The 15,781-nt window shown below is 54.2% G+C and carries 15 protein-coding genes, 1 tRNA gene and 3 rRNA genes; 6 read left to right on the top strand and 13 right to left on the bottom strand.

What is annotated here, in order from left to right:
- The 4 genes from CWM58_RS26795 to rrf (CWM58_RS26810) form a co-directional block, all read left to right on the top strand.
- A 23S ribosomal RNA gene (locus CWM58_RS26795) occupies positions 1–115 on the top strand; the annotation flags it as partial.
- 97 nt (positions 116–212) lie between these two features.
- Positions 213–328, top strand: a 5S ribosomal RNA gene (rrf, locus tag CWM58_RS26800).
- Between the two features lie 14 nt (positions 329–342).
- Positions 343–418 (top strand) — tRNA-Thr (locus CWM58_RS26805).
- A gap of 38 nt (positions 419–456) precedes the next feature.
- Positions 457–572, top strand: a 5S ribosomal RNA gene (rrf, locus tag CWM58_RS26810).
- A 438-nt stretch (positions 573–1,010) separates the two neighbouring features.
- Here rrf (CWM58_RS26810) and CWM58_RS26815 read toward each other — a convergent pair.
- From CWM58_RS26815 to CWM58_RS26825, 3 genes are all read right to left on the bottom strand, one after another.
- Positions 1,011–1,232 carry a hypothetical protein gene (locus CWM58_RS26815; protein WP_023298285.1) on the bottom strand — a complete coding sequence of 74 codons (222 nt, stop codon included), beginning with the start codon at positions 1,230–1,232 and terminating at the stop codon, positions 1,011–1,013.
- 277 nt (positions 1,233–1,509) lie between these two features.
- Positions 1,510–4,620: an efflux RND transporter permease subunit gene (locus CWM58_RS26820; RefSeq protein ID WP_100682174.1), complete on the bottom strand. Its 3,111-nt coding sequence runs from the start codon at positions 4,618–4,620 to the stop codon at positions 1,510–1,512.
- Positions 4,621–4,632: 12 nt separating this feature from the next.
- Entirely contained in the window at positions 4,633–5,772 is a 1,140-nt protein-coding gene (locus tag CWM58_RS26825; RefSeq protein ID WP_100682175.1) for an efflux RND transporter periplasmic adaptor subunit, read from the bottom strand.
- Positions 5,773–6,150: 378 nt separating this feature from the next.
- Between CWM58_RS26825 and envR the strand changes: the two genes are divergently transcribed.
- Positions 6,151–6,804: an acrEF/envCD operon transcriptional regulator gene (gene envR / locus CWM58_RS26830; RefSeq protein ID WP_100682176.1), complete on the top strand. Its 654-nt coding sequence runs from the start codon at positions 6,151–6,153 to the stop codon at positions 6,802–6,804.
- 84 nt (positions 6,805–6,888) lie between these two features.
- Here envR and fis read toward each other — a convergent pair whose 3' ends face one another.
- From fis to msrP, 10 genes are all read right to left on the bottom strand, one after another.
- Positions 6,889–7,185 carry a DNA-binding transcriptional regulator Fis gene (fis, locus tag CWM58_RS26835; RefSeq protein WP_000462905.1) on the bottom strand — a complete coding sequence of 99 codons (297 nt, stop codon included), beginning with the start codon at positions 7,183–7,185 and terminating at the stop codon, positions 6,889–6,891.
- Between the two features lie 24 nt (positions 7,186–7,209).
- Positions 7,210–8,175 (bottom strand): tRNA dihydrouridine synthase DusB, encoded by a 966-nt coding sequence (dusB, locus tag CWM58_RS26840; protein WP_008806700.1) that lies wholly within the window; start codon positions 8,173–8,175, stop codon positions 7,210–7,212.
- A gap of 357 nt (positions 8,176–8,532) precedes the next feature.
- Positions 8,533–9,414, bottom strand: coding sequence for a 50S ribosomal protein L11 methyltransferase (gene prmA, locus CWM58_RS26845; RefSeq protein WP_061153150.1), 882 nt, complete (start codon positions 9,412–9,414; stop codon positions 8,533–8,535).
- An 11-nt stretch (positions 9,415–9,425) separates the two neighbouring features.
- Positions 9,426–10,877 carry a sodium/pantothenate symporter gene (gene panF, locus CWM58_RS26850; protein ID WP_061153151.1) on the bottom strand — a complete coding sequence of 484 codons (1,452 nt, stop codon included), beginning with the start codon at positions 10,875–10,877 and terminating at the stop codon, positions 9,426–9,428.
- Positions 10,867–11,109, bottom strand: a complete 243-nt coding sequence (locus tag CWM58_RS26855) for a YhdT family protein (RefSeq protein ID WP_061153152.1) — start codon at positions 11,107–11,109, stop codon at positions 10,867–10,869. Before CWM58_RS26855 ends, panF begins: the two co-directional genes overlap by 11 nt.
- Before the next feature lie 110 nt (positions 11,110–11,219).
- Entirely contained in the window at positions 11,220–12,569 is a 1,350-nt protein-coding gene (accC, locus tag CWM58_RS26860) for an acetyl-CoA carboxylase biotin carboxylase subunit (protein WP_061153153.1), read from the bottom strand.
- A gap of 10 nt (positions 12,570–12,579) precedes the next feature.
- Entirely contained in the window at positions 12,580–13,041 is a 462-nt protein-coding gene (accB, locus tag CWM58_RS26865) for an acetyl-CoA carboxylase biotin carboxyl carrier protein (protein ID WP_061153154.1), read from the bottom strand.
- 22 nt (positions 13,042–13,063) lie between these two features.
- A complete protein-coding gene (gene aroQ, locus CWM58_RS26875; protein ID WP_061153155.1) occupies positions 13,064–13,516 on the bottom strand; it encodes a type II 3-dehydroquinate dehydratase in 453 nt (150 codons plus the stop codon).
- A gap of 232 nt (positions 13,517–13,748) precedes the next feature.
- On the bottom strand, positions 13,749–14,348 hold the full coding sequence (msrQ, locus tag CWM58_RS26880; protein WP_061153156.1) for a protein-methionine-sulfoxide reductase heme-binding subunit MsrQ: 600 nt from the start codon (positions 14,346–14,348) through the stop codon (positions 13,749–13,751).
- The gene (msrP, locus tag CWM58_RS26885; RefSeq protein ID WP_100682177.1) at positions 14,348–15,349 is read right to left on the bottom strand and encodes a protein-methionine-sulfoxide reductase catalytic subunit MsrP; all 1,002 of its coding nucleotides are present in this window, start codon (positions 15,347–15,349) and stop codon (positions 14,348–14,350) included. Before msrP ends, msrQ begins: the two co-directional genes overlap by 1 nt.
- A 229-nt stretch (positions 15,350–15,578) precedes the next feature.
- Between msrP and CWM58_RS26890 the strand changes: the two genes are divergently transcribed.
- Positions 15,579–15,770: a hypothetical protein gene (locus CWM58_RS26890; RefSeq protein ID WP_074387437.1), complete on the top strand. Its 192-nt coding sequence runs from the start codon at positions 15,579–15,581 to the stop codon at positions 15,768–15,770.
- Positions 15,771–15,781 lie beyond the last annotated feature (11 nt).

Genomic DNA, 15,781 nt, shown 5'->3' on the forward strand with positions numbered 1-15,781 from the left:
TGAGACTTTAAGTCTCCTGAAGGAACGTTGAAGACGACGACGTTGATAGGCCGGGTGTGTAAGCGCAGCGATGCGTTGAGCTAACCGGTACTAATGAACCGTGAGGCTTAACCTTACAACGCCGAAGCTGTTTTGGCGATTTGAGAGAAGATTTTCAGCGTGATACAGATTAATCGATGCGTCCGCAGGACGTGTTGATAAAACAGAATTTGCCTGGCGGCGACAGCGCGGTGGTCCCACCTGACCCCATGCCGAACTCAGAAGTGAAACGCCGTAGCGCCGATGGTAGTGTGGGGTCTCCCCATGTGAGAGTAGGGAACTGCCAGGCATCAAATTTAGCGTGCTGATATGGCTCAGTTGGTAGAGCGCACCCTTGGTAAGGGTGAGGTCCCCAGTTCGACTCTGGGTATCAGCACCACTTTTTAGGTTAAAGTTCGGCACGTTGTAAAGAATTTGCCTGGCGACAATAGCGCGGCGGTCCCACCTGACCCCATGCCGAACTCAGAAGTGAAACGTCGTAGCGCCGATGGTAGTGTGGGGTCTCCCCATGTGAGAGTAGGGAATCGCCAGGCATCAAATAAAGCAAAAGGCCCAGTCGAGAGACTGGGCCTTTTGCTTTTGTTATATCTGTTGTTTGCCGATGAGCGCTCTCCGGAGTAGGGACAAATCCGCCGGGAGCGGATTTGAACGTTGCGCAGCAACGGCCCGGAGGGTAGCGGGCAGGACGCCCGCCATCATTCCCAGGCATCAAATAAAACGAAAGGCTCAGTCGGAAGACCGGGCTTTTTTGTTTTTTGCGGCCAGACGCGCCGCCAGCTCCCCCGGTGGCGCTGCGCTTACCGGGGCTACAGACCCCGTAGCCCGGAAAAGGTGCGTAGCACCGCCTCCGGGGAAAGCAGCGGTCATATCAACGTAAATGAAAGGCCCAGTCACACGACTGGGCCTTTTGTCTTTCTGGCGACTGAGCCGAAGGGAACGCCTCCAGGCTGAACATTTGTGGAGCGGAGTTGCTAACGAGTCAGCGCCACGATACCTAACGTGAGACCGGCAACCGCTGCTGCCCCACCAGCGATCGCGCCAGCCGTTTCCCAGTTATCCTGTGTTGTGCCTTTTACACAGGTATTGGTATGCACCAGTCGGCCCTGCGAGTCATAGACAGGCACGCACGGGGAATCATGGGCACAGCCAGCAAGCAACGTTGCTAACAATGTCACTAATATTAATTTATTCATGGTATTACCTCTAAATAACCGTTTGCTGTCAACGTTGTTGACACATAACGGAATAGCTTATTTTACCACCGCAATGACACAGGCCTGGAAGGGGAAATAATCTCAAATTATGAGCAGTGTAAATATCGTGAAGAGAAATGAGAAATAATGAAGAGAATATGCAGGAAGGGATTTTCCAATGCGTTAGTCGGGGATAAAAAATTAATATTTCTACTAACTTGTTGTTCTGATAGATATAAAAAAAGGCGCCGCGTGGCGCCTTGATAATTATAGTCGATTATTCAGCGTGCCGGGTAAAGCGTCGCCTAACGACCACGAAGAACACCGGAACAAAGAAGATCGCCAGCAGTGTCGCGGTAAGCATCCCGCCCATCACGCCGGTGCCCACTGCATTCTGAGCCCCGCTACCGGCACCATGGCTAATCACCAGCGGCATGACCCCGAGAATAAAGGCTAGTGAAGTCATTAATATAGGGCGTAGACGCATACGAGATGCTTCCAGGGTCGCCTCAATAATGCCTTTCCCTTCTTTATCCATAAGATCTTTAGCGAACTCGACAATAAGAATAGCGTTCTTCGCAGATAAACCAATAGTCGTTAACAGGCCAACCTGGAAATAAACGTCATTATTCAACCCTCTAAGCGAAGCTGCTAATAATGCGCCGATAACCCCTAATGGCACAACCAGCATAACTGAGAACGGAATCGACCAGCTCTCATACAGCGCCGCCAGGCACAGGAAGACGACGATCAGTGAGATGGCATAGAGCGCAGGCGCCTGGTTGCCGGAGAGGCGTTCCTGGTAAGACATTCCAGTCCAGTCGTAACCGATGCCGCTCGGCAGTTTACTGGCCAGTTGTTCCATCAGCGCCATGGCTTCCCCGGTACTTTTGCCTGGCGAGGCTTCACCGAGGATCTCCATGGATGGCAAACCGTTGTAACGCTCCAGGCGTGGCGAGCCATATATCCAGCGTGAAGTGACAAAGGCGGAAAACGGAACCATTTCGCCGTTGGCGCTACGAACATACATGTTGTTAATGTCGCTCGGCAGCATACGGAAATGGGCATCAGCCTGGACGTACACTTTTTTCACGCGGCCGCGGTCGATAAAGTCATTGACGTAGTACCCCCCCAGCGCCGCGGATATCGTTTCATTGATATCGGAGAGGGATACGCCCAGCGCCTGCGCTTTTTCCTGATCGACATCCAGTTTGAACTGCGGCGTATCTTCCAGCCCATTGGGCCGTACCCGGACCAGCTGATCCGGATGCTGTTTCACCATGCCGAGCAGTTGGTTTCGCGCCTGGGTCAGGGCGGTATGGCCAAGCCCACCCTGGTCGATCAGTTCAAAGTCGAAGCCGGTGGCGGTACCCAGCTCAATAATGGCCGGCATGTTGAACGGGAAAACCATGGCGTCTTTTATCTGGCTGAAGGCCACGGTGGCTCGTTTAATAATCGACTCAACGTTGTTTTCATCACCGCTACGCGCTTCCCAGGGTTTCAGGCTGACAAACGCCATGCCGGAGTTTTGCCCCTGGCCGCTGAAGCTGAAGCCGTTAACGGTAAAGACGCTTTCAACATTGGCCTTCTCGTTATGCAGATAGTAGTCGGTTACGGTATCCAGCACCTTCTGCGTGCGCTCCTGGGTAGCGCCGGAAGGCAGCTGGATCATGGTCAGGAAGACACCCTGATCCTCGTCGGGCAGAAAGGACGTGGGCAAACGCATGAACAACACGGCCATCCCCACGACTATCACCAGGTAGATCACCAGATAACGGCCTGTTCCACGCAGAATACCGCTAACGCTGTTGGTATAGTGATTGACGCTCTGGTCGAAGCGGGCGTTAAACCAGCCGAAAAATCCTTTTTTCTCATGGTGTTCGGCTGAGGCTGGCTTCAACAACGTGGCGCAGAGCGCCGGCGTCAGCACCAGCGCAACCAGCACGGAGAGCGCCATGGCGGAGACAATGGTGATCGAAAATTGACGATAAATTGCGCCAGTCGATCCGCCGAAAAAGGCCATCGGGACGAATACCGCAGAGAGCACCATGGCGATACCCACCAGCGCCCCCTGGATCTGCGACATCGACTTTTCTGTCGCTTCTTTTGGCGAGAGCTTCTCCTCAACCATTACACGTTCGACGTTTTCCACCACCACGATGGCGTCATCGACCAGCAGGCCTATCGCCAGCACCATGCCAAACATCGTCAGGGTGTTGATGGAGTAGCCAAACATCGACAGTACCGCAAAGGTACCCAATAGCACGACAGGAACGGCAATCGTCGGAATGAGCGTTGCGCGCATGTTCTGCAGGAACAGATACATGACAAGAAAGACGAGGATAATTGCCTCAAAAAGCGTTTTTACCACTTCATGGATGGAGATTTTGACGAAAGGGGTCGTATCGTATGGATAGACAACCTTCATACCCTGAGGGAAGTAGGGCTGCAGCTCGGCCAGCTTCGCTTTAATCGCGGTGGCAGTATCCAGCGCGTTGGCGCCGGTCGCGAGCTTAATACCCAGACCAGAGGCGGGTTTACCGTTAATTCTCGCGACGACGTTGTAGTTCTCTCCCCCCAGCTCAATGCGGGCGACGTCTTTCAGATGGACCACTGAGCCATCGGCATTGACCCGCAGTGTGACCTTGCCAAACTCCTGCGGATCTTTAAGCCGAGTCTGGGCAATGATCGACGCGTTCAGCTGCTGGCCTTTCAGCGCCGGCGTACCGCCCAGCTGACCGGCGGCGATCTGATCGTTCTGAACCTTTAGCGCATTGATGACGTCGACCGGCGTGAGGTTGTATTTATTTAGCAGATTGCCATCCAGCCAGACGCGCATGGCGTACTGTGCGCCGAACAGCTGCACATCGCCCACACCATTGAGGCGGCTGATAGGGTCTTTTACGTTGGAGGCAACATAGTCAGAAATATCGTCCTGATTGGTCGCCGGGTTATCAGAGATAAAGCCGGCAACCAGCAGGAAGCTGCTGCTGGATTTTTCGACGCTAATCCCTTGCTGCTGTACTTCCTGAGGCAGCAGCGGCGTAGCCAGCTGCAGTTTGTTTTGCACCTGCACCTGGGCGATATCCGGATCGGTGCCGGACTTAAAGGTGAGCGTAATGGTTACCGAGCCAGCGGAGTCGCTGGTCGACGACATATACATCAGGTTGTCGATACCGTTCATATTCTGTTCGATAACCTGAGTGACCGTATCCTGTACGGTTTGCGCGTCTGCACCAGGGTAGGTGGCGGAGATCGCCACCGCAGGGGGCGCAATCGTTGGATACTGCGCTATCGGTAGCTGCAGGATGGCCAGGCCGCCGGCAATCATCATAATGATGGCCAGCACCCAGGCGAAGACCGGTCGATGGATAAAAAACTTAGGCATGGCTGGGTATCCTTATTGTGCGGCCGGTGCCGCACGCTCCGCTTCCGCTTTGACGGTGACGCCAGGACGGACTTTCTGTAAGCCGCTGACAATCACTTTATCGCCCGGCTTCAGCCCGTTGGTGATGAGCCATTTATCGCCAACGGCCTGAGTCGCGACCACTTCCCGGGTTTCAACCTGGTTTTTGTCATTCACCAGCATCACGGAGGCATCGCCCCGCGGCGTGCGGGTCACTCCTTGCTGCGGCACCAGGATGGCCTGCGGATCGACACCTTCGTCTATGCGAGCGCGGACGAACATCCCCGGCAGCAGGGCATGCTGCGGGTTAGGGAAGATAGCGCGTAGCGTGATAGAGCCCGTGCTTTCATCGACAGTGACGTCAGAGAACTGCAGCGACCCTTTAAGCGGATAGGCCTGACCGTTCTCCATCACCAGCTCAACGCTTTTTGTATCACCGCCGCGCTGCAGGCTTTCCTGCTTAAGGCGCATAAAGTCATTGCTGGACTCCGTCACGTCAACATAGATGGGATCGAGCTGCTGGACGGTGGCCAGGGCATCCGATTGACCGTTGGTGACCAGCGCGCCCTCGGTGACGCTCGATTTGCCGATGCGCCCGCTTATGGGGGAGGTCACTTTGGTGTAGGCCAGGTTGATACGGGCGGTGTCTACGGCGGCTTTGGTGGCGATGACGTCGGCATCGGCCTGGCGGGCGGTGGCCACCGCCTGATCGTATTCCTGCTGGCTGATATATTTGGTCCCCAGCAGCGGAACATAGCGTTTCACCGTCAAATGGGCGATGGCGGCTGCGGCTTCGGCCTTGGCCTCATCGCCTTTCGCACTGTTCCAGGCAGCCTGATAGGTTGCCGGATCGATCTGATAGAGCGACTGACCTGCTTCGACATCACTTCCTTCAACAAAGTTACGCTTCAGGATGATACCGCTCACCTGGGGGCGGACTTCCGCCACGCGAAAAGCAGAGGTACGGCCTGGCAGTTCGGTGGTGACCGACAACGGTGCACTGTGCACGATATGGACCGTCACCTGCGGTGCCTGTGCATGGGGTTGCGGGTTGCCCGAATTATCGCAGCCGGTAAGCAATAAGGCCGAGATAATTAAACCGGATAAAAGTGTCACTCTGGCGTGAGTTGTCATTGCGGTTCCTTATAGATTACGTACCAAATTCGGCGGCGAATCTGTGAAAGAAAGAGGGAGTCAAAAAGCAGTTTGCCATCCTACAAATAAACGTCGCTGGATGTAAGGGATACTTATTTTTAAACGTTCAGCAAGGCACGCAAAAACAAAAAAATGGTCGTTCTGTTTTTGCTATTTATCTCAATTGTAAAACATAATAAACAGACATTATTTTAATGAATGAGTTGGCTATTAATATTCATTAAGATGATTCGTTAGTTTTCTACATCAGAATTAACTTGTCTGCATTTTTGCTAAATAATATTGTGCACCAAATGTTAGATTAAGGGATCTTCAGAAAAATCTATATTGCCTGTTAATCGGGAACTGAGATCTTATATGGCGAGAAAAACCAAAGAGGAGGCGCTGCGCACGCGGCAGCTCCTGATTGAATCCGCGATCCAGCAGTTCGCCCTGCGGGGGGTGGCCAACACGACCCTGACGGATATCGCTGATGCGGCGGGGGTGACTCGCGGCGCCGTGTACTGGCATTTTGCCAGTAAGACGGCGCTGTTTAATGAGATGTGGCAGCAACAGCCACCGCTCAGGGATTTGATTCAGCAAAGCCTGGCGACAATGAATGAGAAGGAGCCCTTAAATGATTTGCGGCAGCGATTTATTGCCGGGCTACGCTATATTGCTGAGAATCCTCGCCAGCGTGCCCTGATGCAAATTCTTTATCAACGCTGTGAGTTTGCCAGCGATATGTTATCGGAAAGCGAAATTCGCCAACGTATTGGATTTAACTATTCCGTTATTGGTGGGATTCTGCAGCACTGTGTACGTAACAATATATTGCCAGCCGAAACAAATGTCGACGTGATATTAATTGTTTTACATAGCGCCTTTTCCGGCTTGATTAAAAACTGGCTGCTCGATCCACAACGTTTCGATCTTTATCAGCAGGCACCTGCGCTGGTGGATAATATTATGGCGGTGGTCTGTGCTGCACGTTTATCGCAGGAGCCTGTACTGCGGGTGGTCAATCAGTAACGTGTCCTGCTGGCGCAGATAATAAAAAAGGCGCTTCCCCATGCCGAAGAGCGCCTTTTATATCAAGCAAGCAACTGACTAGTATCAGTTCATGCCGTATTTTTTCAGTTTTTTACGCAGTGTACCGCGGTTGATGCCCATCATCAGGGCTGCGCGGGTCTGGTTACCACGGGTGTATTGCATCACCATGTCCAACAGGGGCTGTTCAACTTCAGCCAGTACCAGCTCATACAGGTCATTCACATCCTGACCGTTCAGTTGAGCAAAATAGTTCTTCAGTGCCTGTTTAACCGAGTCACGCAGGGGTTTTTGAGTTACCTGATCCTGAGAGTTAACGGTAGAAACGGTCAGTACGTCAGAATTTACGCGTTGTTCGAACATAGTTCTGTCAGCTCTTTATTTCTATTACGCAAAATTTTCGAAGTATGCCTCCAACGCCTCCAGCTGTTCGCTGGCATCCTCAATGGCGTTGAATGTGCGCCGAAACTGGTCATCTGGAGCATGTTCCTGAAGATACCAGGAGACGTGTTTACGCGCGATTCGGTACCCTTTTGCCTGACCGTAAAAGTCATGCAATTCCCGAACGTGCGCACAAAGCAAGCGCTTAACCTCTGCCAGTGGCAGCGGGGGCAGCAGCTCTCCAGTGTCCAGATAATGCTGGATTTCCCGAAAGATCCAGGGTCTTCCCTGAGCTGCACGGCCTATCATCAGGGCATCAGCCCCTGTATAGTCGAGCACAGCTCTGGCTTTAAGCGGGTCAGTAATGTCACCATTCGCGATAATCGGAATGGAAACTTTCTGCTTAACTGCCCGAATACTGTCGTACTCAGCGTCTCCGTTAAACAAGCAGGCGCGGGTGCGTCCGTGAATAGTCAGAGCCTGAATGCCACACTCTTCGGCCAGTTGGGCAATCTCTACGCAGTTACGGTGTTCCGGTTCCCAACCGGTGCGAATCTTGAGTGTCACAGGAACGTCCACCGCGTTGACGACCGCCGTCAGGATTGACTTCACCTGCTCGGGGTACTGCAAGAGGGCTGAACCTGCAAGCTTGCGATTCACCTTTTTCGCCGGGCATCCCATATTGATATCTATAATCTGGGCACCACTTTCCACGTTAATCCGCGCGGCTGCAGCCATCTCTTCCGGTACGCTACCGGCGATTTGCACGGTACGAATACCGGGCTCATCGATATGCACCATCCGTAAACGGGACTTGTCACTCTCCCACACCTGTGGGTTAGAGGACATCATCTCAGAAACGGTTAAACCTGCTCCCATCTCGTAGCACAGCGTCCTGAATGGTCTGTCAGTAATGCCAGCCATGGGTGCTGCGATCAGGCGATTTCTGAGCTGGTGGTGTCCGATGCGCATGAGTTAAGAAATGACCATACTGTGACTGCAAGGCGGCGTATATTACGCATTTTTTGCACGAGATGAAAGGCCAAACTTTGAGCAATCCTCTGTTGCAGATCAATGAATCCGGGACTAGCGTAAAAGAGATGAATAAATACTTATATTAATCATTACTTTAATGGATGATGAGTAATTTGTGTCCATTTATAAAATCATAAAACTTCTCGATTTTTCTTAGATAAACTCGCTACCTGGCGGCATAAAACGCTGTTTTTGTAGTCAAAAAAGTACGCTGTAGTGCGATCTGCCTCTCATTTCCAGGCATTATTTGGTGGCTACTGGAAACAAAAATGCGGCCCGCGGGCCGCATGGTGCTTAGTTTTTCCGGCCGGTAATCCGGCACCACTCCTCTTTCTCCACCACCGGGTCGAGGGTGAAGAGCGGGGCGTAGGCATCGCAGACGCTTTCCGCCTGGCTTGCCAGAATGCCGGAAAGACCCAGCAGACCGCCTGTAACCGGCAGCACGCTGATTAACGGGGCCAGCTCACGTAACGGGCCGGCCAGGATGTTGGCGACCACCACATCGGCTTTCATGGCTTCTGGCTGATCCTGCGGCAGATAAAGTTCAAGGCGCTCTGAGACGCCATTACGCTGGGCGTTATCACGGCTGGCCTGGATGGCCTGAGGGTCGATATCAATTCCGATAGCTTTAGCGGCGCCCAGTTTCAGGGCGGCAATCGCCAGGATGCCGGAACCGCAGCCAAAATCGATAACGGTTTTGCCCTGCAGGTCAAGACCGTCGAGCCACTGCAGACACATGGCGGTAGTCGGATGGGTGCCGGTACCAAAGGCCAGTCCCGGATCAAGCATCACGTTGACCGCGTTCTCATCGGGGACATCGCGCCAGCTCGGACAAATCCACAGGCGCTCACCGAAACGCATCGGGTGGAAGTTATCCATCCACTCGCGCTCCCAGTCTTTATCTTCCAGTTGCTCGATCTTATGCGCAAAGCCGGCGCCGAGGAGCGGATGCTGTTCAAGGATGGCAACCGCTTCGTTCATGTCGCTTTCTGCATCGAACAGGCCGATAACATCGGTATCGCCCCATAAACGGGTTTCACCCGGCAGCGGCTCGAATACCGGCGTGTCGTGAGTGTCCTGGAAAGTGATGGAGACCGCTCCGGCCTCCATCAGCGCATCGCTCAGCGCTTCAGCGTTCGCGCCGGTGGTATTCAGTTTTAGTTGGATCCAAGGCATAGCAAAACTCTTTATTTATCAGTAGTCATAACAGGGGCTGGCGGGACGGGCTGGCCGAAACGGTTCCCGACGACAAAAGCCAACAAACTTAGCAGCAGCGAGGGCACGATAGGATGGAAGCCCAGGTACTGAATATGAAACGTCGCGAGCACGGCATACAGCACGCCGCCCACCAACATCGCGCTGAGCGCCCCGGCAGCGTTTGCCCGCTCCCAGTAGAGGCCCAGCACCAGCGGCCATAAGAACACCGCTTCCAGGCCGCCAAAGGCCAGCAGATTGAGCCAGATAATCATTTCCGGCGGCCGCCAGGCGGCCAGCATCATTAATATACCCAGCACTAAGGTGGCGATCGTTGAGATCCGCTTGAGCTTCTGCTCATTGCGTTTTTTTGTCGGCTGCGCGCTGAGCCACAGATCTTTAATGATCGTAGCCGATGCCTGCAGTAAATGGGCGTTCACGTTCGACATAATCGCCGCCATCGGCGCGGCTAAAAACAGTCCTGCAGCCCACGGCGGCAGCACCTGGACCATCAAGGTGGGGATCACCTGATCGGGAACGGTCAGATCCGGCAGAACGGCACGGCCAAGAGCGCCGGCGAGATGCATGCCGAACATCAGAATCGCCACGACGATCGTGCCAATCACAATCCCGCGGTGCACGGCTTTGCTGTCTTTATAGGAGATACAGCGCACGGCGGTATGCGGCAGGCCGATAACGCCGAAGCAAACCAGCACCCAGAATGAGGTCATAAAGGTGGGGGTCAGGATATCATCCGCGCCGTGCGGCGATACCAGCTGTGGGTCGATCCGCTGCAGCGTATCTACCGCCTGATGCAGGCCACCGGCGGCATGTACCACGCCGACCAGCAGGACGATCGTGCCGATCAACATCACCATCCCCTGCATCGTATCGTTAAGTACGCTGGCGCGGAAACCACCGAAAGCGGTATACAGTGCGATGGTGATCCCAAAGATCAGCAGCCCGGTTTCGTACTTGATCCCGGCGGCAGTCTCCAGCAGGCGCGCGCCGCCGATAAACTGTACGGCGATGGCGCCGACAAAAGCGACCAGCAGGCTGACGCTGGCAATCCACACCACCGCGCGGTTTTGGTAGCGAGCTTGCAGCATGTCGTTCAGGGTGATCGCATTATAGCGGCGTGCCAGGATCGCGAATTTTTTACCGAGGATCCCAAGAGAAAGCCAGATCGTCGGTACCTGGATCATCGCTAACAGTACCCAACCCAGCCCATATTTATAGGCGGCGCCGGGGCCGCCTATAAATGAGCTGGCGCTAATATAGGTGGCGGTGAGGGTCATGGCTAAGACAAACCCCCCCATCGATCGACTGCCGAGGAAATACTCGCTAAGGAAGTTCCCGGTACTGCGTTTACGCATCGCGTAAATCGACAGTCCGAAGACGACAAACAGGTAAGCGATCAGCACCACGATAATCTCAAGCTGCATCGTTATCCTCCAGAGAGATATCACGGAAGATAAAACGCACCATCGCCCAGCACAGCAGAATAAACAGCAGCGGCACCAGCAGGCAGGCCATTTCAAACCAATGCGGCAGGCCGGTAAAACCGATACCGACGCCCGGCAGATAGGCCGCCGCCAGCCAGGCGGCAAGATAGAGAAGGGTCAGCCACAGCGCCCAGCGCGCTTCTTTATGGGCCTGAACAAAACGTTTGTCCATTTTTTGTCCCTTGAGGATGAAGAAAGCGGGGATTGTACCGCATGGAAAAGTCGAGGGGAGAGAAAAAGAAAAAAGGCCGGATTAACCGGCCTTTTGCAGCGAATACAGGATTATTTTTCCTGCAGTCCGAGCTTTTTCTCCAGATAGTGGATGTTAGTACCACCATGCTGGAAGTTCTCGTCGCTCATAATGCGCATCTGCAGATCAACGTTGGTTTTGATGCCATCGATGATCAGCTCCTGCAGCGCATTCTTCATGCGGGCAATCGCCACGTCACGGCTTTCGCCGTAGCAGATCAGCTTACCGATCATGGAGTCATAGTACGGCGGTACGGTGTAACCGGCGTAGATATGAGACTCCCAGCGCACACCAAAACCGCCCGGCGCGTGGAAGCGGGTAATTTTACCCGGGCTCGGCAGGAAGGTGTTCGGGTCTTCGGCGTTGATACGGCATTCCACCGCATGGCCTCTGACGACCACTTCATCCTGCTTGATGGACAGCGGCTGGCCGGCTGCAATACGCAGCTGCTCTTTGATCAGGTCAACGCCAGTGATCATTTCGGTAACCGGGTGTTCTACCTGAATACGGGTGTTCATTTCAATGAAGTAGAACTCGCCGTTTTCGAACAGGAACTCGAACGTACCCGCCCCGCGGTAGCCGATATCCACACAGGCTTTCGAGCAACGCTCGCCGATGTAGCGACGCAGTTCCGGGGTGATGCCCGGCGCCGGCGCTTCTTCGACCACTTTCTGGTGACGACGCTGCATGGAGCAGTCACGCTCTGCCAGATAGATAGCGTTACCCTGACCGTCCGCCAGTACCTGGATCTCGATGTGGCGAGGATTTTCCAGGTATTTCTCCATGTAGACCATGTCGTTATTGAAAGCCGCTTTCGCTTCCGCTTTGGTCATGGAGATAGACTGCGCCAGTTCAGCGTCGCTACGCACAACGCGCATACCGCGACCACCGCCGCCGCCGGAGGCTTTGATGATCACCGGATAACCAATGCGTTTGGCATGGGCGCGGTTAGCGTCCATATCGTCGGTCAGCGGGCCGTCAGAACCAGGAACGGTCGGGACGCCGGCTTTCTTCATCGCAGTGATCGCGGACACCTTGTCGCCCATCAGGCGGATAGTGTCGGCTTTCGGACCGATGAAGATAAAGCCGGAGCGCTCAACCTGCTCGGCAAAGTTGGCGTTCTCGGAGAGGAAACCATAACCCGGGTGAATCGCTATCGCGCCGGTGATTTCCGCCGCGCTGATGATAGCCGGGATGTTGAGATAGCTTTTTACGGACGGAGCCGGGCCAATACAGACCGTCTCATCCGCTAACAATACGTGTTTTAGATCGCGATCCGCGGTGGAGTGCACAGCGACGGTCTTGATGCCCAGTTCTTTACAGGCACGCAGGATGCGCAATGCGATCTCGCCACGGTTAGCGATGACAATTTTATCCAGCATGTTCGCCTCGTTACTCGATAACTACCAGCGGCTCGTCGAATTCTACCGGTTGGCCGCTTTCGATCAGAATGGCTTTCACCACGCCGGCTTTGTCGGCTTCGATCTGGTTCATCATTTTCATCGCTTCGACGATGCACAGGGTGTCGCCCACGTTAACTTTCTGGCCAACTTCCACAAACGCTTTCGCGTCCGGGCTTGGCGTACGATAGAAAGTACCAACCATCGGGGAACGTACGATGTGACCACTGATTTCCGCTTTTGCCGGCGCTTCAACTGCGGCAGCAGGTGCAGCAGCGGCTGGCGCCTGAGGCTGCATCATCGGCGCAGCATAAGCCTGCTGCATAACCGGATAGCTTGCGACCGGTGCAGAGCGGCTGATGCGAACAGACTCTTCGCCTTCAGAAATTTCCAGTTCGGAGATACCTGATTCTTCAACCAGCTCGATCAGTTTTTTAATCTTACGAATATCCATGAGTGGGTTCCGTACTCTTTGTTTAGTGTGATTGTGACAGGCGTTTTACCGCCGTCTGTAAAGCGTATGAATAGCCGTCCGCCCCCAGTCCGCAAATGACGCCAGCGGCGACATCAGACAGATATGAGTGCTGGCGGAAGGGTTCGCGTGCATGCACGTTGCTCAGGTGAATCTCGATAAACGGGATGTTCACGGCAAGCAAAGCGTCACGGATTGCTACGCTGGTATGCGCGAACGCGGCCGGATTAATCAGGATATAGTCCACGTTGTCTTTAGCCTGATGAATTCGGTCGATTAACGCATATTCCGCGTTGGACTGCAGGTGATCCAGGCTCACATTCAGCGCCGCTGCCTCAGATGTCAAACGGTTAACAATTTCAGCCAGTGAAAGGATGCCATACTTCTCAGGCTCGCGGGTTCCGAGCATGTTAATGTTTGGACCATTCAAAAGCAAAATGTGAAAATTGTCAGCCATCGTGTGGCGATCTCCTGCCATCTTCGGGTAAAAAACAACATATACCTTCAATGCGCCATTGTCACCTTTTCAGGGCCAGAAAACCCCGTCAGGAAAACCAAAGTCGCACATTATAACGATTTCGTAGCAATTGGCAGCTAAATACTGGTCTTATCAGGGAAGATTATCAACCGCTATCGTAAAAAGAGTCGCGGTTGATAAAAGATCTGCGGGAAACTGCACATTACCGGATTCAGCGCCACCACTGGCGGAACTTCTTATAACGCCATGCCAAAAGCACCACCGCCAGCAGGGCATAAATGATGGGCTGCGGCGAGACGATCTTCACTGACCACAGGTAGTGAATCGGCGCGAGGATCGCCACCAGATAGACGAAGTTGTGCAAAAGTTGCCAACGACGGCCCAATTTTCGCTGCATTGCCTGCGTCGAGGTCACCGCCAGTGCCAGCAGGATCACCCAGCAGACCATGCCTAACGTCAGATAGGGGCGATTGATAATCTCCGAGCCCAGCAGCGTCAGATTGTTAATGCCCAGCTCCAGCAAGGTATAGCTGGTCAGGTGCAGCGTCGCCCAGGCAAAACACCATAGACCTAACAGGCGGCGAATGCGAATCAATAATGGCTGTTTCGCGTAGCGCGCCAGCGGGGATACCAGCAGCGTTGCCAGCAGGAACTTAAGCGCCATCCTGCCGGTAAAGTGCTGGATATCCTTGGCCGGGTCGGCGCTAAAGTAGCCCTGATGTCCGGCCCAGAACAACCAGACCAGCGGCAAAAACCCCGCCAGGTGGAGTAAGACTTTCAACCAGGCGATCTGTTTGACGGTGAAACGCACTAGAAGTTCTCCCGCAAGTTCATACCACGATACAGTGAGGCCACTTCGTCGGCATAGCCGTTAAATAACAATGTCGGCTGACGCTTCACGTCGAGCACACCACCTGAGCCGATGAACCGCTCGCTGGCCTGCGACCAGCGGGGATGATCGACATGGGGATTAACGTTGGCAAAGAAGCCGTATTCGTCCGGTGCCGCCAGATTCCAGGTGGTCGGCGGCTGCTCGCGCGTCAGCTCAATGCTGACGATGGATTTAATGCCTTTAAAACCGTACTTCCACGGCACGGTCAGGCGGACCGGCGCGCCGTTTTGCGGCGGCAGCGCTTTGCCATACACCCCGACAGTGAGCAGCGTCAGCGGGTGCATGGCTTCGTCAAGCCGCAACCCTTCCACGTAAGGGTAAGCGAGCCCCCCGCCGATAAAACGATCTTTCTGCCCGGGCATTTGCTCCGGGGCATACAGGGTTTTGAAGGCGACATAACGCGCGTTGCTAGTGGGCTCCACCAGCGCCAACAATTTATGCAGCGGGAAGCCGACCCAGGGAACCACCATCGACCAGGCTTCCACGCAGCGCATACGATAAATGCGCTCCTCCAGCGGGAAGCGTTTGGTCAGATCGTCATGGTCGAGGGTCAGCGGCTTCGCCACTTCACCGCCAATGGTCAGCGTCCAGGGATCGGTGCGCAGACTACCCGCGTTCGCCGCCGGATCGGCTTTATCGAGGCCGAATTCATAAAAGTTATTGTAACCGGCGACCTTATCTTCCGGGGTGAGCGTCAGATTGGCCTGCCACTCGGCGGGTTTAGCAAAGTCCAGGGCCTTGCCTGCCGGGGCTGGCGGGCGATCATTGCCTTTAAACCAGTCCAGCAGATCGGCCTGCGCGGTAGCGGGAAGCGAGAGGGCAGTCGCGCTGATGCCCAGCATTTTCAGTACCTGGCGCCGCTTGAGCATAAAAACGGATTCGGCCGTGACGTCGGCTTCCGTCAGTTTTTTTCTTTTCATGGTGTCCTCCGTCATGCGTTTCCCTAAGCATGACGGAGACGACGATTTATCGCGAATATGTCACGAAAAATTGCAGATTAGGATCTTCTGTTGTCGTCTGGGCTGGCGCGCGCTATTCCAGGAATCATCGGAAAGTGGCGCAAGACGTTTCCTTTACCGCGCTTGACCCGGCATCTTTATCAGGGCAAAGAGGGTGGAAAGCGAGTCTGCAGGTAAAAGCCGTAATAATTTGCGCCGCTGGCGCCGGTTTGTCATCCTGCGTCTAAAATTAAAGCGCTTCTGGCGCAGGCCGCAGGTGGGCAATGATTGGCAAATTTTTTCTGCCGACTATACTCGCTATCGGCATACTTTCGCCGATAATACGCATTCCATTGCCAGACTCGCCATCTTTGATAGTATGCGTCGCGCTTTAAAAGGTTAATGCTAGCGGCA

Origin of the sequence: Klebsiella sp. H-Nf2, assembly GCF_002806645.1 — a bacterium.
In the GTDB taxonomy this organism is placed as follows: domain Bacteria; phylum Pseudomonadota; class Gammaproteobacteria; order Enterobacterales; family Enterobacteriaceae; genus Klebsiella; species Klebsiella variicola.